The 26,167-nt window shown below is 72.7% G+C and carries 25 protein-coding genes, 5 tRNA genes and 1 pseudogene; 8 read left to right on the top strand and 23 right to left on the bottom strand.

Annotation, left to right across the window (positions count from 1 at the left end):
- Window positions 1-101 precede the first annotated feature (101 nt).
- The 5 genes from ACZ4M8_RS05885 to ACZ4M8_RS05905 all read right to left on the bottom strand — a co-directional run bounded on the left by ACZ4M8_RS05885 (window position 102) and on the right by ACZ4M8_RS05905 (window position 7,126).
- Entirely contained in the window at window positions 102-1,190 is a 1,089-nt protein-coding gene (locus ACZ4M8_RS05885) for an ATP synthase F0 subunit B (protein ID WP_467603683.1), read from the bottom strand.
- Window positions 1,191-1,322: 132 nt separating this feature from the next.
- A complete protein-coding gene (gene coaD, locus ACZ4M8_RS05890) occupies window positions 1,323-1,802 on the bottom strand; it encodes a pantetheine-phosphate adenylyltransferase (RefSeq protein ID WP_285229398.1) in 480 nt (159 codons plus the stop codon).
- 26 nt (window positions 1,803-1,828) lie between these two features.
- Window positions 1,829-2,428 carry a 16S rRNA (guanine(966)-N(2))-methyltransferase RsmD gene (gene rsmD, locus ACZ4M8_RS05895; RefSeq protein WP_467603685.1) on the bottom strand — a complete coding sequence of 200 codons (600 nt, stop codon included), beginning with the start codon at window positions 2,426-2,428 and terminating at the stop codon, window positions 1,829-1,831.
- Window positions 2,429-2,871: 443 nt separating this feature from the next.
- Window positions 2,872-5,112, bottom strand: coding sequence for an ATP-dependent DNA helicase RecG (gene recG / locus ACZ4M8_RS05900; RefSeq protein ID WP_467603688.1), 2,241 nt, complete (start codon window positions 5,110-5,112; stop codon window positions 2,872-2,874).
- Between the two features lie 283 nt (window positions 5,113-5,395).
- A complete protein-coding gene (locus ACZ4M8_RS05905) occupies window positions 5,396-7,126 on the bottom strand; it encodes a DAK2 domain-containing protein (RefSeq protein ID WP_467603690.1) in 1,731 nt (576 codons plus the stop codon).
- Window positions 7,127-7,357: 231 nt separating this feature from the next.
- On the opposite strand from ACZ4M8_RS05905, the gene rpmB reads away from it, so the two are divergent.
- The 3 genes from rpmB to metX all read left to right on the top strand — a co-directional run bounded on the left by rpmB (window position 7,358) and on the right by metX (window position 10,419).
- Window positions 7,358-7,543, top strand: coding sequence for a 50S ribosomal protein L28 (rpmB, locus tag ACZ4M8_RS05910; RefSeq protein WP_030287328.1), 186 nt, complete (start codon window positions 7,358-7,360; stop codon window positions 7,541-7,543).
- 360 nt (window positions 7,544-7,903) lie between these two features.
- Window positions 7,904-9,268: a bifunctional o-acetylhomoserine/o-acetylserine sulfhydrylase gene (locus ACZ4M8_RS05915; RefSeq protein ID WP_467603691.1), complete on the top strand. Its 1,365-nt coding sequence runs from the start codon at window positions 7,904-7,906 to the stop codon at window positions 9,266-9,268.
- On the top strand, window positions 9,265-10,419 hold the full coding sequence (gene metX / locus ACZ4M8_RS05920) for a homoserine O-acetyltransferase MetX (RefSeq protein WP_467605261.1): 1,155 nt from the start codon (window positions 9,265-9,267) through the stop codon (window positions 10,417-10,419). Before ACZ4M8_RS05915 ends, metX begins: the two co-directional genes overlap by 4 nt.
- Window positions 10,420-10,544: 125 nt before the next feature.
- Here metX and thiD read toward each other — a convergent pair whose 3' ends face one another.
- Entirely contained in the window at window positions 10,545-11,348 is an 804-nt protein-coding gene (gene thiD / locus ACZ4M8_RS05925) for a bifunctional hydroxymethylpyrimidine kinase/phosphomethylpyrimidine kinase (RefSeq protein ID WP_467603693.1), read from the bottom strand.
- Between the two features lie 10 nt (window positions 11,349-11,358).
- Window positions 11,359-12,369 (bottom strand): thiamine-phosphate kinase, encoded by a 1,011-nt coding sequence (locus tag ACZ4M8_RS05930; protein ID WP_467603694.1) that lies wholly within the window; start codon window positions 12,367-12,369, stop codon window positions 11,359-11,361.
- Between the two features lie 155 nt (window positions 12,370-12,524).
- On the opposite strand from ACZ4M8_RS05930, the gene ACZ4M8_RS05935 reads away from it, so the two are divergent.
- Both ACZ4M8_RS05935 and ACZ4M8_RS05940 read left to right on the top strand, forming a co-directional pair.
- Entirely contained in the window at window positions 12,525-12,758 is a 234-nt protein-coding gene (locus ACZ4M8_RS05935; protein ID WP_399085295.1) for an Lrp/AsnC ligand binding domain-containing protein, read from the top strand.
- Between the two features lie 8 nt (window positions 12,759-12,766).
- Entirely contained in the window at window positions 12,767-13,255 is a 489-nt protein-coding gene (locus tag ACZ4M8_RS05940) for a DUF3515 domain-containing protein (RefSeq protein ID WP_467603696.1), read from the top strand.
- 38 nt (window positions 13,256-13,293) lie between these two features.
- Here the strand turns inward: ACZ4M8_RS05940 and ACZ4M8_RS05945 are convergent, their stop codons facing one another.
- The 3 genes from ACZ4M8_RS05945 to ACZ4M8_RS05955 all read right to left on the bottom strand — a co-directional run bounded on the left by ACZ4M8_RS05945 (window position 13,294) and on the right by ACZ4M8_RS05955 (window position 16,355).
- Complete coding sequence (locus ACZ4M8_RS05945) at window positions 13,294-14,430, bottom strand: D-alanine--D-alanine ligase family protein (RefSeq protein WP_467603698.1); 1,137 nt, start codon at window positions 14,428-14,430, stop codon at window positions 13,294-13,296.
- Window positions 14,431-14,547: 117 nt separating this feature from the next.
- Complete coding sequence (locus tag ACZ4M8_RS05950) at window positions 14,548-15,549, bottom strand: NAD(P)H-dependent glycerol-3-phosphate dehydrogenase (protein ID WP_467603700.1); 1,002 nt, start codon at window positions 15,547-15,549, stop codon at window positions 14,548-14,550.
- Window positions 15,546-16,355, bottom strand: coding sequence for a lysophospholipid acyltransferase family protein (locus tag ACZ4M8_RS05955; RefSeq protein ID WP_467603703.1), 810 nt, complete (start codon window positions 16,353-16,355; stop codon window positions 15,546-15,548). The genes ACZ4M8_RS05950 and ACZ4M8_RS05955 overlap by 4 nt, the downstream gene beginning before the upstream one ends.
- A 162-nt stretch (window positions 16,356-16,517) precedes the next feature.
- Between ACZ4M8_RS05955 and cofC the strand changes: the two are divergent.
- Window positions 16,518-17,138, top strand: a pseudogene (gene cofC, locus ACZ4M8_RS05960) (2-phospho-L-lactate guanylyltransferase); the annotation flags it as partial.
- Between the two features lie 24 nt (window positions 17,139-17,162).
- On the opposite strand, the gene ACZ4M8_RS05965 reads toward cofC, so the two are convergent.
- The 5 genes from ACZ4M8_RS05965 to leuC all read right to left on the bottom strand — a co-directional run bounded on the left by ACZ4M8_RS05965 (window position 17,163) and on the right by leuC (window position 20,711).
- A complete protein-coding gene (locus tag ACZ4M8_RS05965; protein WP_399096760.1) occupies window positions 17,163-17,366 on the bottom strand; it encodes a hypothetical protein in 204 nt (67 codons plus the stop codon).
- A gap of 116 nt (window positions 17,367-17,482) precedes the next feature.
- Window positions 17,483-18,175 (bottom strand): HU family DNA-binding protein, encoded by a 693-nt coding sequence (locus ACZ4M8_RS05970; protein WP_399085310.1) that lies wholly within the window; start codon window positions 18,173-18,175, stop codon window positions 17,483-17,485.
- A 124-nt stretch (window positions 18,176-18,299) separates the two neighbouring features.
- Window positions 18,300-18,545 (bottom strand): SCO5555 family protein, encoded by a 246-nt coding sequence (locus ACZ4M8_RS05975; protein WP_399085313.1) that lies wholly within the window; start codon window positions 18,543-18,545, stop codon window positions 18,300-18,302.
- Window positions 18,546-18,680: 135 nt separating this feature from the next.
- The gene (leuD, locus tag ACZ4M8_RS05980; RefSeq protein WP_467603705.1) at window positions 18,681-19,274 is read right to left on the bottom strand and encodes a 3-isopropylmalate dehydratase small subunit; all 594 of its coding nucleotides are present in this window, start codon (window positions 19,272-19,274) and stop codon (window positions 18,681-18,683) included.
- 6 nt (window positions 19,275-19,280) lie between these two features.
- On the bottom strand, window positions 19,281-20,711 hold the full coding sequence (gene leuC / locus ACZ4M8_RS05985; RefSeq protein ID WP_467603707.1) for a 3-isopropylmalate dehydratase large subunit: 1,431 nt from the start codon (window positions 20,709-20,711) through the stop codon (window positions 19,281-19,283).
- 173 nt (window positions 20,712-20,884) lie between these two features.
- On the opposite strand from leuC, the gene ndgR reads away from it, so the two are divergent.
- Window positions 20,885-21,601, top strand: coding sequence for an IclR family transcriptional regulator NdgR (ndgR, locus tag ACZ4M8_RS05990; RefSeq protein ID WP_026169203.1), 717 nt, complete (start codon window positions 20,885-20,887; stop codon window positions 21,599-21,601).
- A gap of 94 nt (window positions 21,602-21,695) precedes the next feature.
- On the opposite strand, the gene ACZ4M8_RS05995 is transcribed toward ndgR, so the two are convergent.
- Entirely contained in the window at window positions 21,696-22,175 is a 480-nt protein-coding gene (locus tag ACZ4M8_RS05995) for a DUF4188 domain-containing protein (protein WP_467603708.1), read from the bottom strand.
- A 72-nt stretch (window positions 22,176-22,247) separates the two neighbouring features.
- Here ACZ4M8_RS05995 and ACZ4M8_RS06000 point away from each other — a divergent pair, with 72 nt between their 5' ends.
- A complete protein-coding gene (locus ACZ4M8_RS06000; protein ID WP_467603710.1) occupies window positions 22,248-22,889 on the top strand; it encodes a MerR family transcriptional regulator in 642 nt (213 codons plus the stop codon).
- 110 nt (window positions 22,890-22,999) lie between these two features.
- Here the strand turns inward: ACZ4M8_RS06000 and ACZ4M8_RS06005 are convergent.
- The 7 genes from ACZ4M8_RS06005 to ACZ4M8_RS06035 form a co-directional block, all read right to left on the bottom strand.
- A tRNA-Glu gene (locus ACZ4M8_RS06005) sits at window positions 23,000-23,072 on the bottom strand.
- A 41-nt stretch (window positions 23,073-23,113) separates the two neighbouring features.
- A tRNA-Gln gene (locus ACZ4M8_RS06010) sits at window positions 23,114-23,185 on the bottom strand.
- A gap of 16 nt (window positions 23,186-23,201) precedes the next feature.
- A tRNA-Glu gene (locus tag ACZ4M8_RS06015) sits at window positions 23,202-23,274 on the bottom strand.
- 63 nt (window positions 23,275-23,337) lie between these two features.
- A tRNA-Glu gene (locus tag ACZ4M8_RS06020) sits at window positions 23,338-23,410 on the bottom strand.
- A gap of 51 nt (window positions 23,411-23,461) precedes the next feature.
- Window positions 23,462-23,533, bottom strand: a tRNA-Gln gene (locus tag ACZ4M8_RS06025).
- 383 nt (window positions 23,534-23,916) lie between these two features.
- Window positions 23,917-25,398 (bottom strand): glutamate--tRNA ligase, encoded by a 1,482-nt coding sequence (gene gltX / locus ACZ4M8_RS06030; protein WP_467603713.1) that lies wholly within the window; start codon window positions 25,396-25,398, stop codon window positions 23,917-23,919.
- On the bottom strand, window positions 25,391-26,152 hold the full coding sequence (locus ACZ4M8_RS06035; protein ID WP_467603715.1) for a fumarylacetoacetate hydrolase family protein: 762 nt from the start codon (window positions 26,150-26,152) through the stop codon (window positions 25,391-25,393). The genes gltX and ACZ4M8_RS06035 overlap by 8 nt, the downstream gene beginning before the upstream one ends.
- Between the last annotated feature and the right edge of the window lie 15 nt (window positions 26,153-26,167).

Genomic DNA, 26,167 nt, shown 5'->3' on the forward strand with positions numbered 1-26,167 from the left:
GAAACGGGCAGCCGGGATCGCGGACGTACACGCGACCGAACAGCCAGGATACTGGACCGGCCCGGATAGGCCCAATCCGGGCCGGTCCGGGGCCGTGGCCCCTAGGGGCGGCCCTCCTCGTACTGCCGGAGCTGGTCGAGGTTGATCATGCTGGTGTCGAAGAGGCTGGTCTCGTCCAGGGCGCCGGGCTGCGCGGGCGGCTGCTGGGGCGTCTGCTGCGGGGCCGCGTAGCCCGCCTGCGGGGCGTAGCCCTGCTGCGGGACCTGCCCGGCGGACTGCTGCTGCCAGCCGTAGCCGTACGGGTCCGGCTGCTGGGCGTACTGCTGCTGCCCGTAGGCGTACCCGCCCTGACCTGCGGCGTAGCCCTGATCCGGGTAGTAGCCGGGCTGGGTGTACCCCGGGGCCCCGGCGGCGGCCCGGAGCGGCTGGGGGGCGGGCTCGGACGGGGCTGCGGGCTGCTGCGGGGCGTCGTCGGCGAGGCCGGCGAGGTACTCCGCGTCGGCCTGGTGGCCGCCGGCCCGCTCGTCGCCCTGGGCGGCGAGGTGGGCGCCCAGTTCGTCGACGGCGCGGGCGCCCTGGAGCTTGTCGCGGCCGCGGCCGACCGCTTCGAGGGTTTTGGTCAGCACCGCCTGGAAGGCGCCGAACTTGGCGTCGACGTAGGCGTCGGCGCGTTCGGTGAGGGTCGCCGGGTCGCTGCTGCGCTCCGGGGCCTCCGCGTCGGCGTAGCCCTGCTCGTCGAGGCCGGGGCCGCGGCCGAGCAGTTTCTCCCGGCCGCGGTCGACGGAGCCGATGGTCTTGGTGAGGACGACCTCGAAGTTGGCGAGTTTGCTGTCGACGTAGTCGTCGGCCTCGGCGCGGATCTCCTCGGCCTCGCGGCGTGCCTCGGCGAGGATGCGGTCCGCCTCGTCCTGGGACCGGCGGGCGACCTCGGTGTCGGAGATCAGCGAACCGCGGTGGGCGTGGGCGGACTCGATGATCCGTTCCGCCTCGGCGCGGGCCTCCTCGACCATCCGCTCGCGGCCGCCGAGCAGTTCCTGCGCCTGGGCCAGCGAGCCGGGCAGCGCCGCGCGCACCTCCTCCAGCATGGCGAGCAGTTCGGCCCGGTTGACCACACACGACGCCGACATGGGCACGGAACGGGCGCTGCCGATGTTGTCGACGATCTCGTCGAGCTTCTTCTGCACGTCCACGTTGGACTCGCCACTCTCTGAAGGGATGGAACGAGGGAACGCCCCGACTGTACGGCCACCCGGCCTCGCTCCGACACCTGCTGACGGTACGTCAGCAGGTGGTGGCGCCCGGCCGGCGCGCCGGGGCGTGGCTCAGCGCTGCCGCAGCCGCTCGGTGAGCGCCTCCAGGACGAACGGCGGGACGAGGTGGCCGACGTCGCCGCCCCACGCCGCGACCTCCTTGACCAGGCTGGAGGAGAGGAAGCTGTAGGTGGGGTTGGTGGGGACGAAGAGCGTCTCCACGCCGGACAGCCCGTTGTTCATCTGGGCCATCTGGAGTTCGTAGTCGAAGTCGCTGACGGCGCGCAGGCCCTTGACGATCGCGGGGATGTCGCGCTGCTTGCAGAAGTCGACGAGCAGTCCGTGGAACGCCTCGACCTCGACGTTGCCGTACTCGGCGGTGGCCCGGCGGATCAGGTCGATGCGTTCGTCGACCGTGAAGAGTCCCTGCTTGGACTGGTTGATCATCACGGCGACGTGGACGACGTCGTACAGCTTGGAGGCACGGGCGATGATGTCCAGATGCCCATTGGTGATGGGGTCGAAGGACCCCGGACAGACGGCGCGGCGCAACTCTGGTTCCTCGCTCTCCGATGCGTTCATGACACGCGTTCCGACGTCTCGTCGGGGGACGTCGAAGCGGCGCGACCGTACCAAAGCGTCCCCTCGCCGTAGCGGCGGGCCTTGATCGCCGCGAAACCGTCCGGCCAGGAGAACGCGCCGCCTCGGGTACTCCGTTCCACCGTGACGAGTGCGTCCGGCGCGCACCAGCCCGCACCGCGGAGTGTGAGGAGGATCTCCCGCAGGTCGTCGTCGGTGACGGCGTAGGGCGGGTCGAGGAAGAGGACGTCGTACGGGGCGCCGGGCGGGGCGTCGGCGGCGGTCTGTTCGGCGCGGCCGGTGCGGATCTCGGCGCCGGGCAGGCCGACGGCCTTGACGTTCTCGCGGACGGTGCGGGCGGCGCGGGCGTCGGCCTCGACGAGCAGGACGTGGGCGGCGCCCCGGGAGAGCGCCTCCAGGCCGACCGCGCCGGAGCCGGCGTAGAGGTCGAGGACCCGGGCGCCGGTCAGCGGGCCGTCCAGCGACTCCCAGGTGGAGAAGAGGCCCTCGCGCGCGCGGTCGGAGGTCGGGCGGGTGCCGTTGCCGGGGGGTACGGCCAGGCGGCGGCCGCCGGCCGTACCGGCGATCACGCGGGTCATGGGCCCGTCCTTACGTGGTGCGGGTTCGGTTGGGGGAGACGGCGGCCGGGGTGGGGCGCCGTGGCCTCCACGATATTCCGGCCGGGCGCAGGGCGGCGCGCGGCGGGTCGCGGGGCGCCGGGTGAGGGTGAGGCTTGTCACGCGGGGCCGGCGTGGGGCGGGCCCGGTGTGGGGCGGGGCCGGGCAGGTGGAGGACCGTCTTCGGTGGCCGAAGGACTTCACCTTCGTGCGCCGTGCCGGGAGCGGCGTCTTCGGCGGGCCGGACGGGGCGTTCGCCGACCGGGACGCCGGAATCCTCGGCGGGGCGCGGGGCCGGGCCCCGTCCGGTGGGCCGGGCCCCGTCCGGTGGGCCGGGCCGGTCGCGCGGGCGCGCCGGCCGTACACGGCCGTGGCCGTCCGCCGGGCCGGTCACGCGGCGCCGCCCAGCACTCCGGCCCCCGTCGTCACCCCTTGTCGAGGTACTCCTCGCGCTCCTCGTCCAGCAGGGCGGCGAGGGCGGTGCGCAGTTCGGGGTAGGCGTCGAGGGAGGGGTCGGCGGTGACGACGGCGGTGGCCTCCTCGCGGGCGGCGGCGATGACCTCCTCGTCCTCGATGACGGCGAGCATCCGCAGGGAGGAGCGGACGCCGGACTGGGCCTGGCCGAGGACGTCGCCCTCGCGGCGCTGTTCGAGGTCGATACGGGAGAGTTCGAAACCGTCGAGGGTGGCGGCGACGGCGGCGAGGCGGGCGCGCGCGGGGCTGGCCTCGGGCATCTCGCTGACCAGCAGGCAGAGTCCGGGGGCGGCGCCCCGGCCGACGCGGCCGCGCAGCTGGTGGAGCTGGGAGACGCCGAAGCGGTCGGCGTCCATGATCACCATGGCGGTGGCGTTGGGGACGTTGACGCCGACCTCGATGACGGTGGTGGCGACCAGGACGTCCAGCTCGCCGGCGGCGAAGCGGCGCATGACGGCGTCCTTGTCCTCGGGCGGCATCCGGCCGTGCAGGGCGGCCACCCGCAGCCCGGCGAGCGGTCCGGCGGTGAGCTGCCGGACGAGGTCGAGCACCGCGAGCGGCGGCCGCTTCTCCTCGGTGTCCTCGGGCGGCGGGCCGTCCTCCGCGCCGCCCTTGCGGCCCTTGCCCGCCGCGGGGGCGTCCTCCTCGTCGCCGATGCGGGGGCAGACGACGTAGCCCTGGTGGCCCGCGGCGACCTCCTCGCGGACCCGCTCCCAGGCACGGGCGAGGAAATGCGGCTTGTCCTTGGCGGGGACGACGTGGGTGGCGATGGGTGAGCGCCCGGCGGGGAGCTGGTCGAGGACGGAGGTCTCCAGGTCGCCGAAGACGGTCATGGCGACGGTGCGCGGAATGGGGGTGGCGGTCATCACCAGCAGGTGCGGGGTCCGCTTCTCGCCCCGGGAGTGGCCCTTGCCGCGCAGGGCGTCGCGCTGCTCGACACCGAAGCGGTGCTGTTCGTCGACGACGACCAGCCCGAGGTCGTGGAACTGCACCTTGTCCTCGATCAGGGCGTGGGTGCCGATGACGATGCCCGCCTCGCCGGTGACGAGGTCGAGGAGCGCCTGACGGCGGGCGGCGACGCCCATGGAGCCCGTCAGCAGCACCACCTTGGTGCCGTGCTCCGCCCCGCCGAGCATCCCGCCCTCGGCCAGCTCCCCCATCATCTCCGTGATGGAGCGGTGGTGCTGCTGGGCGAGGACCTCGGTGGGGGCGAGCATCGCCGCCTGTCCCCCGCTGTCGACGACGGCGAGCATCGCGCGCAGCGCCACCATCGTCTTGCCGGAGCCGACCTCGCCCTGGAGGAGGCGGTGCATGGGGTGGTCGGTGGCGAGGTCGGTGAAGATCTCCTCGCTGACCTTCCGCTGCCCCTCGGTGAGGGTGAACGGCAGCCCGGCGTCGAACGCGTCGAGGATTCCGCCCTCGGTCAACGGGCGGGGTACGGCCGGGAGTTGGGTCTCGGCGAAGCGGCGGCGGGCCAGCGCGACCTGGAGGACGAACGCCTCGTCCCACTTCAGCCGGGCGCGGGCACCGGCGATGTCGGCCTTGGTGCGCGGGCGGTGGATCTTCTCCAGCGCCTCGGGCAGCTCCACCAGCCCGCGGCCCTCCCGCAGCGCCTCCGGCAGCGGGTCGACGGCCTCCCGGGCACGGGGCAGTACGGCGTCGACGGCCTTGGCGAGCTTCCAGGACGCCATCTGCTGGCAGGCCGGGTAGATCGGCATCAGCGCACCGGCGAAGGCGTCGACCGCCTCGCTGCCGGACTCCTGGTCGAGGAGGGCGTACTCGGGGTGGGCGAGCTGGAGCTTGCGGTTGAAGACGGAGACCTTGCCGGCGAACATCGCGCGGCGGCCCGGCACCAGGTCCTTGTGCGGCTTGTGGATGCCCTTGCCGAAGAAGACCAGCTGGAGGCGGCCGCCGCCGTCGGTGAGGGTGACCTCCAGGCGCTGGCCGCGGCCGCCGTTGAACCGCAGGACGCGGGCGTCGGCGACCTGGGCGACGACGGTGACGTGCTCGTCGAGCGGGAGATCGGCGAGGCGGGTCAGCTCACCGCGCTCGGCGTACCGGCGCGGGTAGTGGTGCAGCAGGTCGCCGACCGTGTGCAGGCCGAGGTGGTCGGCGAGCACCTTCGCGGTGGTGCCACCGAGGGTCTTCTTCAGGGGTTCGTCGAGCGCGGCCACGCACCCATTGCACACCATGGCACTGACAACGCGGCCGCCCGCCGGGCGGGGAGAGCGGCCGGGACCGGGCGACACGGGGCTCCGTACGGGCCCGGGAGCCGCGACGAGCCGGGCCGGAGCCGGGGCGGGGCCCGGCCGTACGGAGCGCGGCCCTGCGTGGTGGGGCCGGAAGAGCGGGCACCCGGCCCCGTACGCCCGGAAGCAGGTGTCCGGCCCGTGCGCCCCGGACGCGGGCTCCCGTCCGTACGCGCAGACCCGTACGCGTCGGCCCCGCGCACGGCCCCGTGCGGGCCCCGCGCCGCTACTCGACCCCGATCAGCAACGGCGCCGCGTGGTGGCCGCCCTCGTACACGACGGTGTCGACGGCGAGGAAGCGTTCGCGGACGTGGGCCTCCAGGCGTTCGGCGAGGCCGTCGGGGGCGCGGGCGCCGCGGACCAGGGTGACGAGTTCGCCGCCGGCCGAGAGCATCCGGTCGAGGACGGTGAGGGCGGTGTCCGCCAGGTCGGTGCCGATGACCGCGACGTCGCCGTCGATCAGCCCGAGGACGTCGCCCTGCTGGCAGACGCCCGCCATCGTCCACGCCTGGCGTTCGGCGACGGTCAGTTCGGCGTAGCGGGTGGCGCCGGCGGCCGAGGTCATGGCGACGGCGTCCTCGTCGAAACTGCGGTCGGGCTCGTGGACGGCGAGCGCCGCGAGGCCCTGTACGGCGGCGCGGGTGGGGATGAGCGCGACCCGGATGCCCTCGGTACGGGCGGTCTCGGCCGCCGCGGCGGCGGTGTGGCGCAGCTCGGGATCGTTCGGCAGCAGCAGCACCTCGCGGGCGCGGGCCTGCCGGATCGCCTGGACCAGCTCCCCGGAGGCGGGCGGCTCCCCGGGGCGCACCCGCACCGCGGTCGCGCCGGCCTCCTCGCACAGCGCGGCCAGCCCCTCCCCCGGGACGACGGCGACGACGCCCCGTGCGGCCGGTTCCGGCACGGGGCGCGCGGTGTGCGCGGCGCCGTCGAAGTGCGTGATGCGGATGCGGTACGGGCGGCCCGCCTCGATGCCCGCCTCGACGGCGGCGCCCGCGTCGTCGACGTGGACGTGGACGTGGAACAGGCCGTCGCCGCCGACCACGACGAGGGAGTCGCCGAGCGCGTCGAGGCGGGCGCGCAGCCGCGCCACGGCGGTGTCGTCGGCCTCCAGGAGGTAGATCACCTCGAAGGCGGGGCCCGTCGCCTCCCCGGGCGGGCAGGTCTCCGGGGCGGCCCCGGTGACGGCGGCGGGGCCCGCGGCCTCCGGGAGCGGGGCGTCCGCCCGTACGGCGACGGGCGCGGCGGTGACCTCGCCGGACAGGGCGTCCGCGAGCGCCCCCAGCAGGGCGACCAGCCCGCAGCCGCCGGCGTCCACCACCCCGGCCCGGCCCAGGGCGGCGAGCTGCCCCGGGGTGGCGCGGAGGGCGGCGCGGGCGGCGTCGTGGGCGGCGCGCGCCACCGCCGCGGAGTGCGGCGCGGTGGGAGCGGCGGCCACCGCGGCGTCGGCGGCACCGGCGGCTACCGTCAGCACGGTGCCCTCCACGGGGTGCGCGACGGCCTCCCGGGCGGCGGCCGCGGCGCGGTGCAGCGCCCGTCCCAGGGCGGCGGGCGGGCAGTCGCCGGGCCGCTCAGTGTCCGGACCGCGGGCACCGGCGGCGTCCGCGGCGTCCGGTCCCGTGCCGGGCACCGGCGGTGCGGCGAGGACCTCGGTCATGCCGCGCAGCAGCTGGGCGAGGATGGTGCCGGAGTTGCCGCGCGCCCCGATGAGGGCACCGTGGGCCATGGCTCCGGCGGCGTCGGCGAGGCAGGGCTCGGTGCCCGCGGCGGCGTGCCCGTCGAAGGCCGCCTCGACGGCGCGGGCGGCGGATTCGAGGGTGAGATAGAGGTTGGTGCCGGTGTCGCCGTCGGCCACGGGATAGACGTTGATCGCGTCGATCCGGGCGCGTTCCCGGCCCAGCGCCTCCAGCGCCAGCCCGCACCAGGTGCGGATCGCGGCGGCGTCGAGCGGGTGCGGCACAGCGTCCTCCTGGATGCACGGGATGACCGCACAGTAGCCGCGGTCACACCGGGAGCCCGGGGCGGGGGCCGGAGCGCGCATGGTAGTTTCGTTCTACGGACGCGGCCGTTGTATGCTGCTCCGGTTGCCCGGTGCGAATCGGGCCATTCCTCTCCTGGCGACGCCGGTCGGTCAATGCACTCGGCCCGTCAGGATTCACCGTAAGTGCATCTGAAGTCTTTGGAGTGACCCGTGGCTGCCAACTGCGACGTCTGCGGCAAGGGGCCGGGCTTCGGCAAGAGTGTCTCTCACTCGCACCGCCGTACCAACCGTCGTTGGAACCCCAACATCCAGACGGTTCGTGCCGTGGTCGAGCGTACGCCGAAGCGGCTCAACGTCTGCACCTCGTGCATCAAGGCCGGCAAGGTCTCGCGCTGACGTCTTCGCCGTAGCGCAGCCGAGCCGGTTGCTTGACGAGAAGCCGGTCCACCGAAAGGTGGGCCGGCTTCTTGCCGTTGCCGTACGGGGCGGCGGGGCGCACCGTGCGGACCGCCCCGTGCGGGCGGGTGCGCGGTGCCGGGCCCGCCGCCCCGCGCGCGGGGCGCACTGTTGCCGCGTCATGGGCGAGGTGTTGCCGTCCGTTACGGGCGGGCGCGGTGCGTTGCGCGGTCGTTGCGGTTCCGTGGCCGGGTGGCGGTACCGCTTCCGGGGCGCTCCTCGCCGCCCCTAGTGTCCGGGTCCCGGACGCGGCACTCCCCTGCCGGGTCCGTCCGTCACCCACCGTGCGAGGACCGTTTCATGAGCCAGCCCGTCGACTCCGTCACCGCAGGACACCCCACCGACGACCGTGCCGCGGCCGAGGACCCGTCCGCCGCGTGGTCCTTCGAGACCCGGCAGATCCACGCGGGCACGGCGCCCGATCCCGCCACCGGGGCCCGCGCGGTGCCGATCTACCAGACGACGTCCTTCGCCTTCCGGGACACCCGGCACGCCGCGGACCTCTTCTCGCTCGCCGAGCCCGGCAACATCTACACCCGGATCCACAACCCCACCCAGGACGCCCTGGAGCAGCGGGTCGCCGCGCTGGAGGGCGGTGTCGCGGCCGTCGCGCTCGCCTCCGGGCAGGCGGCGGAGACGCTGGCGCTGCTGACGCTGGCGGGCGCCGGTGATCACATCGTGGCCTCGTCGTCGCTGTACGGCGGGACGTACAACCTCTTGCGGCACACGCTGCCGCGGCTGGGTGTGGAGGTGTCGTTCGTCGACGATCCGGACTCCGTCGCCGACTGGGAGGCGGCCGTGCGTCCCACGACGAAGGCGTTCTTCGCGGAGACGCTGGGCAATCCCCGGGGCAACGTCCTCGACATCCGGGCGGTCGCGGACGCGGCGCACGGGGCGGGCGTACCGCTGATCGTCGACAACACGGTGCCGACGCCGTATCTGCTGCGGCCCATCGAGCACGGCGCGGACGTGGTGGTGCACTCGGCGACGAAGTTCCTCGGCGGGCACGGCACCACGCTGGGCGGGGTGGTGGTCGACGCGGGCACCTTCGACTTCGGGGCGCACGCCGAGCGGTTCGCGTCCTTCCACACCCCCGACCCGAGCTACCACGGGCTGCGCTACTGGCCGGACCTGGGCCCCGGCGCGTTCGCCGTGAAGCTGCGGGTGCAGCTGCTGCGCGACATCGGTCCGGCCATCGCGCCGCACTCCGCGTTCCTGCTGCTCCAGGGCATCGAGACGCTCAGCCTCCGCCTGGAGCGGCACACCGCGAACGCGCAGGCGCTCGCCGAATGGCTGGAGGGGCGCGACGAGGTGGCGGCGGTGCACTACCCGGGGCTGGCGTCCAACCGCTGGTACGAGGCGGGGCGGACGTATCTGCCGCGCGGGGCGGGCGCGGTGCTCTCGTTCGAGCTGCGTGACGGTGTCGAGGCGGGCAAGAAGTTCGTCGACGCGGTGCGGCTCTTCAGCCACCTCGCGAACATCGGTGACGTACGGAGCCTGATCATCCATCCGGCGTCCACCACCCACAGTCAGCTCGACGAGGAGCAGTTGGCGGCGGCGGGCGCGGCGCCCGGTCTGGTGCGGCTCTCCGTGGGGCTGGAGAGCCTGGAGGATCTGCGGGCCGATCTGGAGGCGGGGTTCCGGGCCGCGAAGGCGGCGTCCTGAGCCGCGGCGCGCCGGGCCGTGCCCTCCCGCCCGCCTCCGGGGCGTGGCGGGAGGGCGATCCGCCGGGCCGCCGCCGGTGGGTGACGCTGCCCGGCGCGCTGCCGCTGGAGTCCGGCGGCGCACTGCCGGGCGTGCGCCTCGCGTACGAGACGTGGGGCACGCTCGCCCCGGACGCCTCGAACGCGGTGCTGGTGCTGCACGCGCTGACCGGCGACAGCCATGTGGCGGGCCCGGCGGGGCCCGGCCATCCCACCGTGGGCTGGTGGGACGCGCTGGTCGGGCCGGGCGCCGCGCTCGACACCCGGCGGTGGTACGTGGTGGCGCCCAACGTGCTGGGCGGCTGCCAGGGCAGTACCGGTCCGGCGTCGCCCCGCCCCGGTGGCACGGGGCGGTGGGGGCCCGACTTCCCGCAGATCACCCCGCGCGACCAGGTCGCCGCCGAGGCGCGGCTGGCCGACGCGCTGGGCATCGCGCGGTGGGCGGCGGTGATCGGCGGTTCGATGGGCGGCATGCGGGCCCTGGAGTGGGCGGCGGGGCTGCCGGAGCGGACCGGGGCGCTGCTGGTCCTGGCGTGCGGGGCGGCGGCTTCGGCGGAGCAGATCGCGTGGGGCGCGGTGCAGACGGCCGCGGTCCGCGCCGATCCGGGCTGGCGCGGCGGGCGGTACCACGACGCCCCGCGCGGCGCTGGTCCGCATCGCGGGCTGGGCATCGCCCGGCGGATCGCCCACCTCACATACCGCAGTGAACCGGAGCTGGCGCACCGCTTCGGGCGGCGCGCGCAGCCCGGTGAGGATCCGTGGCGCGGCGGGCGGTACGCGGTCGAGTCGTACCTCGACCATCACGCGGACAAGCTGGTGCGGCGGTTCGACGCGGGGAGCTACGTCACGCTCGTCGAGGCGATGAACGCGCACGACGTGGGGCGCGGACGGGGCGGCGCGGCGGCGGCCCTGGCGCGGGCACGGATGCCCGCACGGGTCGCCGGGATCGCCTCCGACCGGCTCTACCCGCCCGCCCAGCAGGCCGAGTTGGCGGCCCTCCTCCCCGGCGCCGGTCCGCCCCGCATCCTCGACTCCCCCGCCGGCCACGACGGCTTCCTCACCGAGACGGAGCAGGTGGGGGCGGTGGTACGGGAGGTGCTGGACCGGGGGTGAGGGGAACTGCCGTGCGGCGGCGCGGGACCGGGGCGCGAGGCCGGCACGGGAGCACCGCACGGGGCGAGCACGCGCGCGCGCGGCGCGGACGCCGACTCACCGCACGGGGCGGCCGCCCCGCCGCCTCACTCTCCCCCGCGCCACCGCCAGCCGTGGTCCACCGGGCCGATGCCGCTCCCGAGCCGGAAGCCCGCCGCGAGGGCCCCGGTGACGTACTCCTTCGCGGCGGTGACGGCCTGCGGGACGGTGTCGCCGTGGGCGAGGCGGGCGGCGACGGCGGAGGCGAGGGTGCAACCGGTGCCGTGGGTGTGGCGGTTGTCGTGGCGCGGGGCACGCAGCCAGTGTTCCTCGGCACCGTCGGTGAGCAGGTCGACGGCGTCGGCGGTGCCCGGCAGGTGGCCGCCCTTGATGAGCGCCCAGCGCGGGCCGAAGGCGAGGACGGCGTCGGCGGCGCGGCGCATCCCGCTCTCGTCGGCGGTGCGGAGCCCGGTCAGCTGCGTCACCTCGTCGAGGTTGGGCGTGGCGACGGCGGCGGTCGGCAGCAGCTTGGTGCGGACCGCGTCCAGGGCGCTCGCGGCGAGCAGCGCGTCGCCGTGCTTGGAGACGCCCACGGGGTCGACGACGACGGGCACGGTCAGCTCCGCGAGGAGGGCGGCGACGGTCTCCACCAGCTCCGGCGAGGCGAGCATCCCGGTCTTGACCGCCTGGACGCCGATGTCGTCGACGACGCTGCGGAACTGCGCCCGTACCGCCTCGGCGGGCAGCTCCCAGGCGCCCTGGACACCGCGGGAGTTCTGCGCGGTGACGGCGGTGAGCACGCTCATGCCGTGGGTGCCCAGCGCCAGCATCGTCTTCAGATCGGCCTGGATGCCCGCACCGCCGCCGGAGTCGGAGCCGGCGACGGTCAGCACACGTGGTGGGGTCTGCACGGCGCCGAATCTACCGGCCGCCCCCGGGCGCCGCGGAGCCGCCCCGGGGTGCGGACCCGGCGTCGCCGTTGTCCCCGAAGTGGTCCCAGCCGGCCCGCGCCCAGGGCGCGCCGTCGACCGTCACCTGCGGCAGCGCGGCGGGGTGCAGGACCTCGCCGATCACCTTCCAGCGGGCGGGCAGCTTCACGTCGGGCGGGAACGTCGCGACGATCGCGTGGTCCTCACCGCCGTTGAGCACCCACTGCATGGGGTCGACGCCGACGGCGGTGCCGATGTCGGACATCTGCGTCGGGATATCGATCTTGGTGGAGGCGAGGTCGATACGGACCTTGCTGGCCTCCGCGATGTGCCCGAGGTCGGCGACGAGACCGTCACTGACGTCCGTCATGGCGGTGGCGCCCAGCCGGGCCGCCGCCGGACCCGCATGGTAGGGCGGTTCGGGCCGCCGGTGTGCCTCGACGAAGGCCCGCGGCGAACGGAACCCGCGGGTCAGCACCGCGTACCCGGCCGCCGACCAGCCCAGCCAGCCGGTCACCGCGACGACGTCCCCGGGCTGCGCGCCGCCGCGGGTCACCGGCTCGGCGTTGCGCAGATCGCCGAGGGCGGTGATGGAGACGGTGATGGTGTCCCCGCGGACGACGTCACCGCCGACCACCGCGGCACCGGCGACCTGGCACTCGTCGTGCAGTCCGTCCATCAGCTCGGTCGGCCAGGTGGCGGGGAGCTGCGCGGGAACGACCAGGCCCAGCAGGATGGCGGTGGGAACGGCGCCCATCGCGGCGATGTCGGCGAGGTTCTGGGCCGCGGCCTTCCGCCCGACGTCGTACGCGGTGGACCAGTCGCGGCGGAAGTGCCGGCCCTCCAGGAGGATGTCGGTGCTGGCGACGACCCTCCGGTCCGGCGCGGTGACCACCGCGGCGTCGTCACCCGGACCGATGCGTACCGCCGGGGTGGGGGTGATACGGGAGGTCAGCTCCCGGATCAGCCCGAATTCCCCCAGCTCGCCCACGGTGCCCTTCATGCTGTCGCCCTTCTCCTGCGTACGGCCGGTCCGTACTCCGCTGGCCTGGGCGCCGCACCGGCCGTCACCGCGCGGATCTCCCCGCTCCGCTCGGTGACGCGGTACCGTGGCGTCCCTTCTTCCCCCATGATCCTCGAAGCCGCCGTGGAGGCCCCGTGGTACAGGCGTACATCCTGATCCAGACCGAGGTCGGCCGGGCCTCGGCGGTGGCGGAGGTGATCGCGCAGATCCCCGGTGTGCTGACGGCCGAGGACGTGACCGGTCCCTACGACGTCGTCGTCCGCGCGCAGGCGGACACGGTCGACGAACTGGGCCGGATGGTCGTCGCCAACGTGCAGCGGGTGGAGGGGATCACCCGCACCCTGACCTGTCCGGTCGTCCATATCTAGCTCCCCGTATGCTCGGCCGGGTGATCTCGTCTCGCCGCTGGTTGCCGGTCCTGCCGTCGCTCGCCGTGCTCTGCGCGGCGGGCTGTTCGTCCGCGGCCGAGGTCACCCCGCCCGCGCCCGAGGGAGCGGCGGCCGGGTACTGCCGGGCCCTCCACGCGGAGTTGCCGGGCACCGTCGACGGGCTGGCGCGCAGGAGCACCGGGCCCGCGTCGGAGTACACCGCCGCCTGGGGCGACCCCGCCGTACAGCTGCGGTGCGGGGTACCCAAGCCGGGCACGTTGACGTCCGGGAGTGAACATTACAACCCCGCCGCCGACGCGGTGGACGTCAACGGCGTCTCGTGGTTCCTGGAGAAGCGCGACGAGGGCTACCGCTTCACGACGGTGCTGCGCAAGGCGTACGTCGAGGTGACGGTGCCGGCGGCGTACGCCCCCGAGGTCAACGCCCTCACCGATCTCGCCGCCGCGGTGAAGAAGACCGTGCCCGAAGGCGTCTGAGCCGGGCCCGCGGCAGGCGGGCCCGGCACCGGACGCGGTCAGCGCAGGCCGGTCGAGCGGGTCAGCGCCGCCGTCAGGAGCCGGTCGATCAGCTCCGGGTAGCTCACACCGCTCTCCTGCCACATCCGCGGGTACATCGAGATGGGTGTGAAGCCGGGGAGCGTGTTGATCTCGTTGATCACGAACTCGCCGTTCTCCTGGAGGAAGAAGTCCGCGCGGACCAGCCCCTCGCAGGACGCCGCCTCGAACGCCGCCACGGCCAGCTCCTGGACGCGGGCGGTCTCCTCGCCGGTGAGCGGTGCGGGCACCAGACCCGCCGCCGAGTCGATGTACTTCGCCTCGAAGTCGTAGAAGTCGTGGGCGGTGACCGGCGGGATCTCCGCCGGGACGCTGGCGCGCGGGCCGTCGGCGAACTCCAGCACCCCGCACTCGATCTCGCGTCCGCGCAGCAGCGACTCGACGATGACCTTCGGGTCGTGGCGCCGCGCCTCCTCGATCGCCGCGTCCAGCCCGTCGACGCCGTCGACCTTGGTGATGCCCATGGACGAACCGGCGCGGGCGGGCTTCACGAAGAGCGGCCAGCCGTGCTCGCCGGCGAAGTCCACGATCCGCTTGCGGGCCTCCTCGGGGCTGCGCTCCCACTCCCGCGGCCGGATGACCTCGTACGGGCCGACCGGCAGCCCGAAGGAGGTGAATACCCGCTTCATGTAGTCCTTGTCCTGGCCGACGGCGGAGGCGAGGACGCCGCAGCCGACGTAGGGGACGCCGGAGAGTTCCAGCAGACCCTGGAGGGTGCCGTCCTCACCGTAGGGGCCGTGCAGCACGGGGAAGACGACGTCGACCTCGCCCAGCGCCTTGGGGACGGAGCCCGGTTCGCTGTAGACCAGCTCGCGGTTGGTCGGGTCGACGGGCAGGACGACGGCGCCCTCGCCGGACTCGGTCAGCTCGGCGACGGTCGGCAGCCGGCGGTCCGCGATGGCCATCCGCTCCGGGTCGTCGCTGGTCAGCGCCCAACGGCCGTCGGTGGTGATCCCGATCGGCAGCACGTCGTACTTCTCCCGGTCGATGGCGCGCAGGACGGCTCCCGCGGTGACCACGGAGATGGCGTGCTCGGAGCTGCGGCCACCGAACACGACGGCGACGCGGGGCTTGTGGGGAGGGGTCTGGCTGCTCATATCGGCTTGAGGGTACCTGCTGGTCGATACGGAGTCGGCGCGGCGGCGGCCGTGCGCGGCGCCGTGTCCGGGCGCCGCACGCGAGGCGGGGCGGGCCGGCGCCGCACGCGGGGGCCGTCAGTGCCGTTCGGACTTGGCGCTGCGCCCCATCAGCTCCTTGAGGGCGACCATCGGCGGCTTGCCCTCGTGGACGATGTCGAAGACCGTCTCGGTGATCGGCATGTCGACGCCGTGGCGGCGGGCCAGATCCCGTACGGATTCGCAGGACTTGACGCCCTCGGCGGTCTGCTTGGTCACCGCGATGGTCTCGGCCAGGCTCATCCCGCGGCCGAGGTTGGTGCCGAAGGTGTTGTTCCGCGACAGCGGCGAGGAGCAGGTGGCGACGAGGTCGCCCATCCCGGCCAGGCCCGCGAAGGTGTGCGCGTCGGCGCCCATGGCGAGACCGAGGCGGGTGGTCTCGGCGAGACCGCGGGTGATCAGCGATGCCTTGGCGTTGTCGCCCAGCCCCATCCCGCCCGCGATGCCGACGGCGAGCGCGATGACGTTCTTCACCGCGCCGCCCAGCTCGCAGCCGACGACGTCGGTGTTGGTGTACGGGCGGAAGTACGGGGTGTGGCAGGCGGTCTGGAGCCGCCGGGCGACGGCCTCGTCGGTGCAGGCGACGACCGCGGCGGCGGGCTGCCGGGCGGCGATCTCCTTGGCGAGGTTGGGGCCGGTGAGGACCGCGACGCGCTCGGCGGGGACCTTGGCGACCTCCTCGACGACCTCGCTCATCCGCTTGGCGGTGCCCAGTTCGACGCCCTTCATCAGGGAGACCAGAACGGTGTCGGCGGGCAGCAGCGGCGCCCAGGCGGCGAGGTTGTCGCGCAGCGTCTGCGAGGGCACGGCGAGGACGGTGAAGTCGGCGCCCGCGGCGGCCTCGGCGGGGTCGGTGGTGGCCCGCACGGACGCGGGCAGTTCGACCCCCGGCAGGTAGTCGGGGTTGGTCCGGTCCGTGTTGATCGCGTCGGCGACGGCGGCGCGGCGGCCCCAGAGGGTCACCTCGCAGCCCGCGTCACCGAGGATCATCGCGAATGCGGTGCCCCAGGACCCCGTGCCGTAGACGGCGCAGCGCGTCACTTGCCTTCATCCTCCTGTGCCTGCTGGGTGCTTCGGGCCGGCTCGGCGGCGGCCGCCGCTCGGGCCGCTTCACGGGCCGCGCGCCGCTCACGGGCGAGCGCCCGGCGCGGGTCGAACAGTTCGGCGGGCGGGGTCTCGCCCCGAACCTCCGCCAGCTGCGCGGTGATCGCCCCCATGATCGTCTCGGTGACCTCGCGGAGCACCTCGGCGGTGGGCTCCTTGCCGTAATACGCGCTGAGGTCGACCGGCGGCCCCGCCTGCACCCGCAGCGTCTTGCGCGGCAGGAAGTGGACCTTCTTCTCCTTGGCGTACGGCGGCATGGCCTCGTTGGCGCCCCACTGCGCGACGGGGATGACCGGCGCCTTCGTGAGCAGCGCCACGCGGGCGGCGCCGGTCTTGCCCTGCATGGGCCACTGCGCCGGATCGCGGGTGAGCGTGCCCTCGGGATAGAAGGCGACGCATTCGCCCTTCTCGATGGCGGTGACGGCGGCGCGGAAGGCATTGGCGGCGTCGGTGGTTTCCCGGTACACGGGGATCTGTCCCGTACCGCGCATCATCAGCCCGACAAAGCCGCTGCGAAAGAGTCCGGACTTGGCGAGAAAACGGGGAACGCGTCCGGTGTTGTACTGATAGTGCGCGTACGACAGCGGGTCGAGATACGAGTTGTGGTTGACGGCGGTGATAAATCCACCGTCGGCCGGAATGTTCTCCATTCCGCGCCAGTCCCGCTTGAACAGAACCAGGAGCGGCGGTTTGCAGATGACCGCGGCCAGGCGGTACCAGAAGCCGATTCTGCGGCGGGACACGTGGACACCCTCCTTGTGGGGACCTGCTGAGCTGCTGCGAGCCGGCAGCCGCACAAGTGTCGCCCCAGGTACCCGCTATGTCGAGAACACCGTAACCCCGCGGTCCGCGGCGAGCTGCGGCAGCAGGGAAAATCGAAGCCTGTGCGAGGAGACGGAGTGGATGTGGGCTGGAGTCTGGTCGTACCGCTGAAGCCGCTGGTGCGGGCCAAAAGCAGGCTTTCCCCCGCGGTCGGTGAGGAGTTCCGGCCCCGGCTGGCGCTCGCTTTCGCCCTGGATACCGTCGGCACCGCGCTGGCCTGCGCCGACGTCGCGGATGTGGCGGTTGTCACGGACGATCCGCAGGCCGCCGCCCAGCTCGCGGCGCTCGGCGCGCGGATCGTGCCCGACACCCCCGCCCGCGGTCTCAACGCGGCGCTGGCCCACGGCGCGGCCACGGTCCGGGCGCGTCGTCCGGGCGCGGCCCTCGCCGCCCTCAACGCCGATCTGCCGGCGCTGCGCGCCACCGAACTGGACGAGGTTCTGCAAAGGGCCGCGCTATTTCCGCGGGCTTTTCTCGCCGATGCGGCGGAAATAGGCACGACGCTTCTCACCGCGCGTTCCGGTACGGAATTGGCACCCGCATTCGGCGGCCGTTCGCGGGCGAGGCACCTGGCGTCGGGGGCCCGGGAGATCACCGGGCGCGCCGGATCGGTGCGCCGGGACGTGGACACCGGCGACGACCTGCGCGAGGCGCTGGCGCTCGGGGTGGGCGCGCACACGGCGCGGGTGGCGGCGACGCTGGCCGGGGCGGCGGGCGCCGCGGCGTCCTCAGAAGGTCTGGAGCGTCAGGAGCGTGATCCGGCGGGCGTCGCCCTCGCCGGTGGTCTCGATCCGCACCCGCTGACCGGGGCGCAGCAGGCGCAGGCCACCGGCGTCGAAGGCGGCGGCGTCGAAGGGCACGGGGGTGCCGTCGTCCAGCAGCACGCTGCCGGACCGGGAGTCTGCGTCGTAGGTGTACGCGGTGGCCTGCATGGTCTTGAGCCTAAGGGAGACCGCCGGGCCCGGTGAACCGGCGCCGGGCCCACGCGCCGCGGGCCGGGCTCCCCGGAGGGAGACCGGCCCGGCGCGAGGCGTTGCCGCTGCGGAATTTACCGCTTGCGGGCGGTGGTCTTCTTCGCGGCGGTCTTGCGTGCCGTGGTCTTCTTCGCGGGAGCCTTCTTCGCGGTGGTCTTCTTCGCGGGAGCCGTCTTCTTCGCCGTGGTCTTCTTGGCGGCGGTGGCGGTCTTCTTCGCCGGGGCGGCCTTCTTCGCGGTGGTCTTCTTCGCCGCCGTGGTCTTCTTGGCGGCGGCGGTGGTCTTCTTCGCCGGCGTCGCCTTCTTGGCGGTGGTGGTCTTCTTCGCGGCGGTGGTCTTCTTCGCCGCGGCGGTCGTCTTCTTCGCCGTGGTCTTCTTGGCGGTGGTGGCCTTCTTGGCGGCCGCCTTCTTCACCGTCGTCCGCGTGGAAGCGCCGCCCGAGAGGCTGCCCTTGGGTGCCTTCTTGACGGCCACATCGTTCTTGGGGAGCTTCTTGGAACCGCTCACCAGGTCCTTGAATCCCTGGCCCGCGCGGAAACGCGGCACCGAGGTCTTCTTGACCCGCACGCGCTCGCCGGTCTGCGGGTTGCGGGCGTAACGGGCCGGGCGGTCGACCTTCTCGAACGATCCGAATCCGGTGACCGAAACGCGGTCGCCGGCGACAACTGCACGGACGATTGCGTCCAGTACGGCGTCCACCGCGTCCGCGGCGTTCTGACGGCCACCGAGCTTGTCGGCAATGGCTTCTACGAGCTGCGCCTTGTTCACGTCTTCCCCTTCGGAGACATTGCTGGAACGATAGATTCCAAGCTTTTTCGCACGTTAGGCAGATATATACCGCAAATCAAACACGAAACGGGCTAATCACCCTTGTGCCGCAACGCACTCGACCTCACGCACTTCCGTCGGTGTGCACGTCCTGGGGATAACGACCTTCGTCGAGGTCGGTCATGAACCGCTCCAGACGCCTTGCCGCGTTCGCAAGATCGTGTTGTGCCGCGGCCGTGATGACGAGCAGCTTCCGGGTCAGCGCCATCCGTACGCCCTCCGGGACTTGCAGTGTCCGCACCCTTGCGTGTGCGTCCTTGAGCTGGTCGGCGACGTAACCGTAGAGCTGGAGTTGGCCGTCGCGTTCCATGCGCTAATTGTGCCATCTGCGGCGAGTTGTCGCTTCACGGGGCCTCAACAGACGTCCGAAGACGCCGATGCGCCCCCTGCCAACTGCACAGGGGGCGCATCGTACGCAATATGTCTTTGAGCCAAAAGCCCGAGGTCAGGCCACCTGGGTCCGCGGCTTGAACGAGGGCCTGTTCGCCTCGTACGCGGCGATGGCCGGCTCCTCCCGGAGGGTGAGGCTGATGTCGTCCAGTCCCTCCAGCAGACGCCACCGCGCGTTCTCGTCCAGCTCGAAGTCGGCCTCCACACCCGGGGCGAGCACCTTGCGCGCGACCAGGTCGACGGTCACCTCGGCGGTGGGGTCCTCCTCGGCCAGGCGCTGCAGCCGGTCGACGGTCTCCTGCGGCAGGACCACCGTCAGCAGGCCGTTCTTGAGGGAGTTGCCGCGGAAGATGTCCGCGAACCGCGAGGAGATGACGGCCTTGAAGCCGTAGTTCTGGAGCGCCCAGACGGCGTGCTCACGCGAGGAGCCGGTGCCGAAGTCGGGGCCCGCGACGAGCACCGTGGCGCCCTTGTGCGCCTCCTGGTTGAGGACGAACTGCGGGTCCTTGCGCCACGCCTCGAAGAGCCCGTCCTCGAAGCCGTCGCGGGTGACCTTCTTCAGCCAGTGGGCCGGGATGATCTGGTCGGTGTCGACGTTGCTGCGGCGCAGCGGCACGGCCCGGCCGGTGTGGGTGGTGAAAGCTTCCATGGTTCCTCAGACTCCCGCGGGCGTAGAGACGTCGGTGTCGGTCAGGTCGGCGGGCGAGGCCAGGTGTCCGAGCACCGCGGTGGCGGCGGCGACCTGCGGCGACACCAGGTGGGTGCGGCCGCCCTTGCCCTGCCGCCCCTCGAAGTTGCGGTTGGAGGTGGACGCGGAGCGCTCGCCCGGCGCCAGCTGGTCGGGGTTCATGCCCAGGCACATCGAGCAACCGGCGTGCCGCCATTCGGCCCCCGCCGCGGTGAAGACCTTGTCCAGCCCCTCCGCGACCGCCTGGAGTGCGACGCGCACCGAACCGGGCACGATGAGCATCCGCACCCCGTCGGCGACCGAACGCCCTTCCAGCACCGCCGCCGCGGAGCGCAGGTCCTCGATCCTGCCGTTGGTGCAGGAACCTACGAAGACGGTGTCCACACCGATCTCGCGCAGCGGCTGACCCGCCGTCAACCCCATGTATTCCAGAGCCTTTTCGGCCGCCAGCCGCTCCGAGGCGTCCTCGTACGAAGCGGGGTCGGGGACGCTCGCGCCCAGCGGCGCGCCCTGGCCCGGGTTGGTGCCCCAGGTGACGAACGGCGACAGCTCGGCGGCGTCGATGACGACCTCGGCGTCGAAGACCGCGTCGTCGTCGGTGCGCAGCGTGCGCCAGTACGCGACGGCGTCGTCCCAGTCGGCGCCCTCCGGGGCGTGGTCCCGTCCGCGCAGGTAGGCGAAGGTGGTGTCGTCCGGGGCGATCATGCCGGCCCGCGCGCCCGCCTCGATCGACATGTTGCAGATGGTCATCCGGGCTTCCATCGACAGCTTCTCGATGGCGGAGCCGCGGTACTCCAGGACGTAGCCCTGGCCGCCGCCGGTGCCGATCTTCGCGATGATCGCCAGGATGAGGTCCTTGGCGGTGACCCCCTCGGGCAGCTCGCCCTCAACGGTGATCGCCATGGTCTTGAAGGGGGCCAGCGGCAGCGTCTGGGTGGCGAGGACGTGCTCGACCTGACTGGTGCCGATACCGAACGCCAGCGCGCCGAACGCGCCGTGCGTGGAGGTGTGGCTGTCACCGCAGACCACGGTGGTGCCCGGCTGCGTCAGTCCCAACTGCGGTCCCACGACGTGGACAACGCCCTGTTCGACGTCGCCCAGCGGATGCAGCCGCACGCCGAACTCCGCGCAGTTCTTGCGCAGCGTCTCCAGCTGGGTGCGCGAGACCGGGTCGGCGATCGGCTTGTCGATGTCGAGGGTCGGGGTGTTGTGGTCCTCGGTGGCGATGGTGAGGTCCGTGCGGCGCACCCGCCGTCCGGCCTTGCGGAGCCCGTCGAACGCCTGCGGGCTGGTGACCTCGTGCAGCAGGTGCAGATCGATGAAGAGGAGGTCGGGCTCGCCTTCCGCGCGCCGGACGACGTGGTCGTCCCAGACCTTCTCCGCGAGTGTCCGTCCCATCGCTTTCCCTCCGGCCGGCCGCATCGCCGGCCCAACTCGTCCTGTGCGCACGGTCCCCGCACCCCCGTGTCGGGCCCCGCGCCGGGCCCTGGTCGAGGGCCGTGGCTACAGAGTGACGACTTCCACGGAAAATTGAACTTGCGTTTCACACTGTGAGACGCAAGTATCGTTGCATGGACAACTCTAGCGGCGTCGGCGTTCTCGACAAGGCGGCTCTCGTATTGAGCGCTCTGGAGTCCGGTCCGGCCACCCTCGCCGGGCTGGTCGCGGCGACCGGGCTCGCACGACCCACGGCCCATCGGCTGGCCGTGGCTCTGGAACACCACCGGATGGTGGCGAGGGACATGCAGGGCCGGTTCATACTCGGCCCCCGGCTGTCCGAACTGGCCGCGGCGGCCGGTGAGGACCGCCTGCTGGCGACGGCCGGACCGGTGCTCACACATCTGCGCGACGTGACGGGCGAGAGCGCCCAGCTCTACCGTCGCCAGGGCGACATGCGGATCTGCGTGGCGGCCGCGGAACGGCTGTCCGGTCTGCGGGACACCGTCCCCGTGGGCTCCACCCTCCCCATGAAGGCCGGTTCCGCGGCGCAGATCCTCATGGCCTGGGAGGAGCCCGAGCGCCTCCACCGCGGTCTCCAGGGCGCCCGCTTCACCGCCACCGCGCTCTCCGGCGTACGCCGCCGCGGCTGGGCCCAGTCGATCGGCGAGCGGGAGCCGGGCGTGGCCTCCGTCTCGGCGCCGGTCCGCGGCCCCTCGAACCGTGTCGTCGCCGCCGTCTCCGTCTCCGGCCCGATCGAGCGCCTGACCCGCCACCCGGGCCGGATGCACGCCCAGGCCGTGATCGACGCCGCCGCCCGCCTCTCCGAGGGCCTGCGCCGCACCGGCTGAGAGACCCCCGCTCCCCTTACGGGCCGTGGCCCGGGGAACCCCGCCGAAGGCGGCTCCCCGGGCCACGGCCCGCCTCATACGCGCTCCGGGACCGTCAGACACCCAACCGCTCGGGGGCCTGCACCCCGTCCCGCAACGACCGCACCCCGTACGCCGCGCCGAGACCGTACGCGGTCATGTCCCCGTAGATCGTCTCGTAGCTCCCGGCCGGCACCACGTAGGTCTCGTGCCAGATGCCGACGTGCCCCTCGCCCTGCCGCGCACGGCGGTTGAACCGGGCCCACGCCGGACGGTGCCGCCGCTCCGGCGCCACCGCGTACGCCAGCAGCTTCTCCTTGGACTCCCAGTACTGCACGACCTCGTACGACCGGGGCGGTGCGCCCACCAGCCGGTGGTGCAGCAGTCCGGCCGACCGGTCGCGGCCCAGTTCCTTGAGCATCCTCGGCATCGCGAGGAAGACCGGCAGCCACCGGTGGACCGCCCAGAAATGGTGTATCCGCATACCGATGAGAAAGATCACCACCTCCCCGTCGGCGTCCGCCGTGACCCGACCGGGATGCATTTCGCCGCTCACACTTCCCCCTCGTTGGATAGTGCCACTGCCCAATGATTGGATAGTGCCACTGTCCAGGAAGGGCCACAAGGGATGCGACTCTCCGAACTCAGCGAGCACAGCGGGGTATCCACCGCCACGATCAAGTACTACCTGCGCGAGCAACTCCTGCCGCAGGGCCGGCGGATCACCGCGACGCGCTCCGAGTACGACGCCTCCCACCTGCGGCGCCTGCGCCTGATCCGGGCGCTGATCCAGGTGGGCAAGGTGCCGGTGGCGACGGTCCGCGAGGTGCTGGCCGCGGTCGACGACGACAGCCTGGGCCGCACCACCCGGCTGGGAGCGGCCCTGTGGGCGCTGCCCGGCGCCCCGGAGGCCGATCCCGACGCCCCCACGACACACGAGGCCCAGGCGCTGGTGGAGAGCCTGCTGACGGAACTGGGCTGGGACTTCGCCCGCGCGATCGGCACCCGCTCCCCCGCCTACCGCGCCCTGGTGACCCCGCTGGCCCGCCTCCTGGAGCTGGGCTACCCCGTGACCGTGGCCGAACTCACGCCGTACGCACGGCAGATGGCGTCCGTCGCCGGTCACGACTTCGACGCCCTGGAGGCGCTGCCGGACGACGCGGAGCGGGCGGAGACGGCCGTGGCCGCCGCGGTCCTCCGGGAGCCGGTGCTGCTCGCGCTGCACCGGGTGGCCCAGGAAGAGGAATCGGCCCGCCGCTACGGATGGTGAGAGGGAACACCGCGCCCGAAAGGCGCACGGATTCCCGCCGGAATTCCACAGAAAGGTATTCCACGGACGATTAAGGCCCCTGCCGGAGCAGGGGCCTTAATCTTTATGCGTACCCCCGACCGGATTCGAACCGGCGCTACCGCCTTGAGAGGGCGGCGTGCTAGGCCGCTACACAACGGGGGCTTGCTCTGTGCAGTTGAGCCACATCATGTGACTGCGCTGCGCTGGGCTACCAGGACTCGAACCTAGACTAAATGAACCAGAATCACTCGTGCTGCCAATTACACCATAGCCCATGGTGGTTTAGACCAGTACCCCCGACCGGATTCGAACCGGCGCTACCGCCTTGAGAGGGCGGCGTGCTAGGCCGCTACACAACGGGGGCCCTAGCGATCCTCACATCGGCACATCCGGGAGCGACCCGAAGATGACGGAAAGAAAGGATCTGTACCCCCGACCGGATTCGAACCGGCGCTACCGCCTTGAGAGGGCGGCGTGCTAGGCCGCTACACAACGGGGGCCTGATACTGCACTCAAGAGACCGCGAATTCCTCGACGAGGAAGATCTCTTGCTGGGCTACCAGGACTCGAACCTAGACTAACTGAACCAGAATCAGTCGTGCTGCCAATTACACCATAGCCCACCAGAACGCAACCCCCGGTGGGGATTTTGTTCGGCTTGCGCTTTCCGGCCGGGCCTCTCGGCCCTCCCGGGCGGCGCAGAAAGAACATTACCCGAAGGTGGACGGGGCACCAAAACCGATAAGCCCGCGGAGCTGCGCGGGGGCTCCGCGCGGGCCGCGGAACGGCCCGGAGCGGCCCGCGCGGCTCCGGGCACCGACGGGACGGCCGGAGCGCCCGGCGGGCCCGTCACGGCCCCGTGCGGGCCGCTACCCGGCCGCAGGGAACCGGACGGCCCGATTCCCCATGTGTGCCGAGTCCGCCCGCGTACGCCCGTCCCGTACGGAAAACGCCCCGAGGCCCGGAAGCGGACGGCTTCCGGGCCCCGGGGCGGGCGGCTGCTCGGTCAGGCCGCGGCGAGCTTGGCCAGGGCCGCGTCGATGCGGGCGAGGGTGCGCTCCTTGCCCAGGATCTCCAGGGACTCGAAGAGCGGCAGGCCGACGGTGCGGCCGGTGACCGCGACGCGGACCGGCGCCTGGGCCTTGCCGAGCTTGAGGCCGTGCTCCTCGCCGGCGGCGAGGACGGCGTTCTTCAGCGCCTCGGGGCTGCTCCAGTCGGCGTCCAGCAGCTTGGCGCGGGCGGTGGTGAGCAGCGCCACCGGGTCGCCCTTCATCGCCTTCGTCCAGGACGCCTCGTCCTCGACCGGCTCCTTGCGGAACAGGAAGTCGACGTTGGCGGTGATGTCCGACAGGACCGTCAGCCGGGTCTGGGCGTGCGGGGCGATGGCCTCCCAGGCGGCCCGGTCGAAGTCCTCGGGCGCCCAGTTGGCGTGCGGGGCGGTCAGCCAGGGCTCGCACGCGGCGATGAAGGACGGGAGGTCCAGCTGCCGGATGTGGTCGGCGTTGATCGCCTCGGCCTTCTTGAGGTCGAAGCGGGCCGGGTTGGCGTTGACGTCCGCGATGTCGAACTTCTCGACCAGCTCGGCCACCGAGAAGATGTCCCGGTCGGCGGAGAACGACCAGCCCAGCAGCGCGAGGTAGTTGAGCAGGCCCTCGGGGAGGAAGCCGCGCTCGCGGTAGAGGTTGAGGGACGCCTGCGGGTCACGCTTGGAGAGCTTCTTGTTGCCCTCGCCCATGACGTACGGCAGGTGGCCGAAGACCGGGATGTCCTTGGCGTAGCCCAGCTCGATGAGCGCCTTGTAGAGGGCGATCTGGCGGGGGGTGGAGGAGAGCAGATCCTCGCCGCGCAGGACGTGGGTGATGTCCATCAGCGCGTCGTCGACCGGGTTGACGAGCGTGTAGAGGGGCGCGCCGTTGGCCCGGACGATGCCGTAGTCCGGCACGTTCTCCGGGGTGAAGGTCAGCTCGCCGCGGACCAGGTCGGTGAAGGTGATCGGCTCGTCGGGCATCCGGAAGCGGATGATCGAGGCGCGGCCCTCGGCCTCGTAGGCGGCCTTCTGCTCGTCGCTCAGGGAGCGGCAGGTGCCGTCGTAGCCGGAGGGCCTGCCGGCCTTGCGGGCGGCCTCGCGGCGGGCGTCCAGCTCCTCGGTGGTGCAGTAGCAGGGGTAGGCGTAGCCGCCGGCCAGCAGCTTGTCGGCGACCTCCTTGTAGAGGTCCATGCGCTGCGACTGGCGGTAGGGCGCGTGCGGGCCGCCGATCTCGGGGCCCTCGTCCCAGTCGAAGCCCAGCCACTTCATGGAGTCCAGGAGCTGGTTGTAGGACTCCTCGGAGTCGCGGGCCGCGTCGGTGTCCTCGATGCGGAAGACCAGGGTGCCCTGGTGGTGGCGCGCGAACGCCCAGTTGAACAGGGCGGTGCGGACCAGTCCCACGTGGGGGTTGCCGGTCGGGGAGGGACAGAAACGGACGCGGACGGGGGTCGCGTTAGCCACGCTTGATCACCTTGTTGGTGAGAGTGCCGATGCCTTCGATGGTGACGGCGACCTCGTCGCCGACGGTGAGCGGGCCGACCCCGGCCGGGGTGCCCGTGAGGACGACGTCGCCGGGGAGCAGCGTCATCGCCTCGGTGATGTGGACGATCAGGTCCTCGACGGAGCGGACCATCTCACTCGTCCGGCCCAGCTGACGCTGTTCGCCGTTGACGGTGCACTGGATGGTCAGGTCGGACGGGTCCAGCTCGGTCTCGACCCAGGGGCCGAGCGGGCAGGAGGTGTCGAAGCCCTTGGCGCGCGCCCACTGCTTCTCGCGGCGCTGGACATCACGCGCGGTGACGTCGTTGGCGCAGGTGTAGCCGAGGATGACGTCCTTGACACGCTCGCGGGGCACCTCGCGGCACATCCGGCCGATGACGACGGCCAGCTCCGCTTCGTGGTGCACCTCCTCGGAGAAGGAGGGGTACGCGATGGGGTCACCGGGGCCGACCACGGAGGTGGAGGGCTTGAAGAAGGTGAACGGGGCGTCGGGGACGTCGTTGCCCAGCTCGGCGGCGTGGGCGGCGTAGTTGCGGCCGACCGCGACGACCTTGTTGGGCAGCACCGGCGGCAGCAGACGGACCTTGTCGAGGGGGACCTTCTGGCCGGAGCGCTCGAACTCCGCGAAGGGGTGTCCCTTGATGACGTCGATCTCGTCGTTCTCTAGGACGCCGAAGCCGACGTTGCCGTCGATGGAGAATCTGGCGATGCGCACGGGTGCCGCTGCCCC

Source organism: Streptomyces sp. NPDC027185 (genome assembly GCF_055567035.1).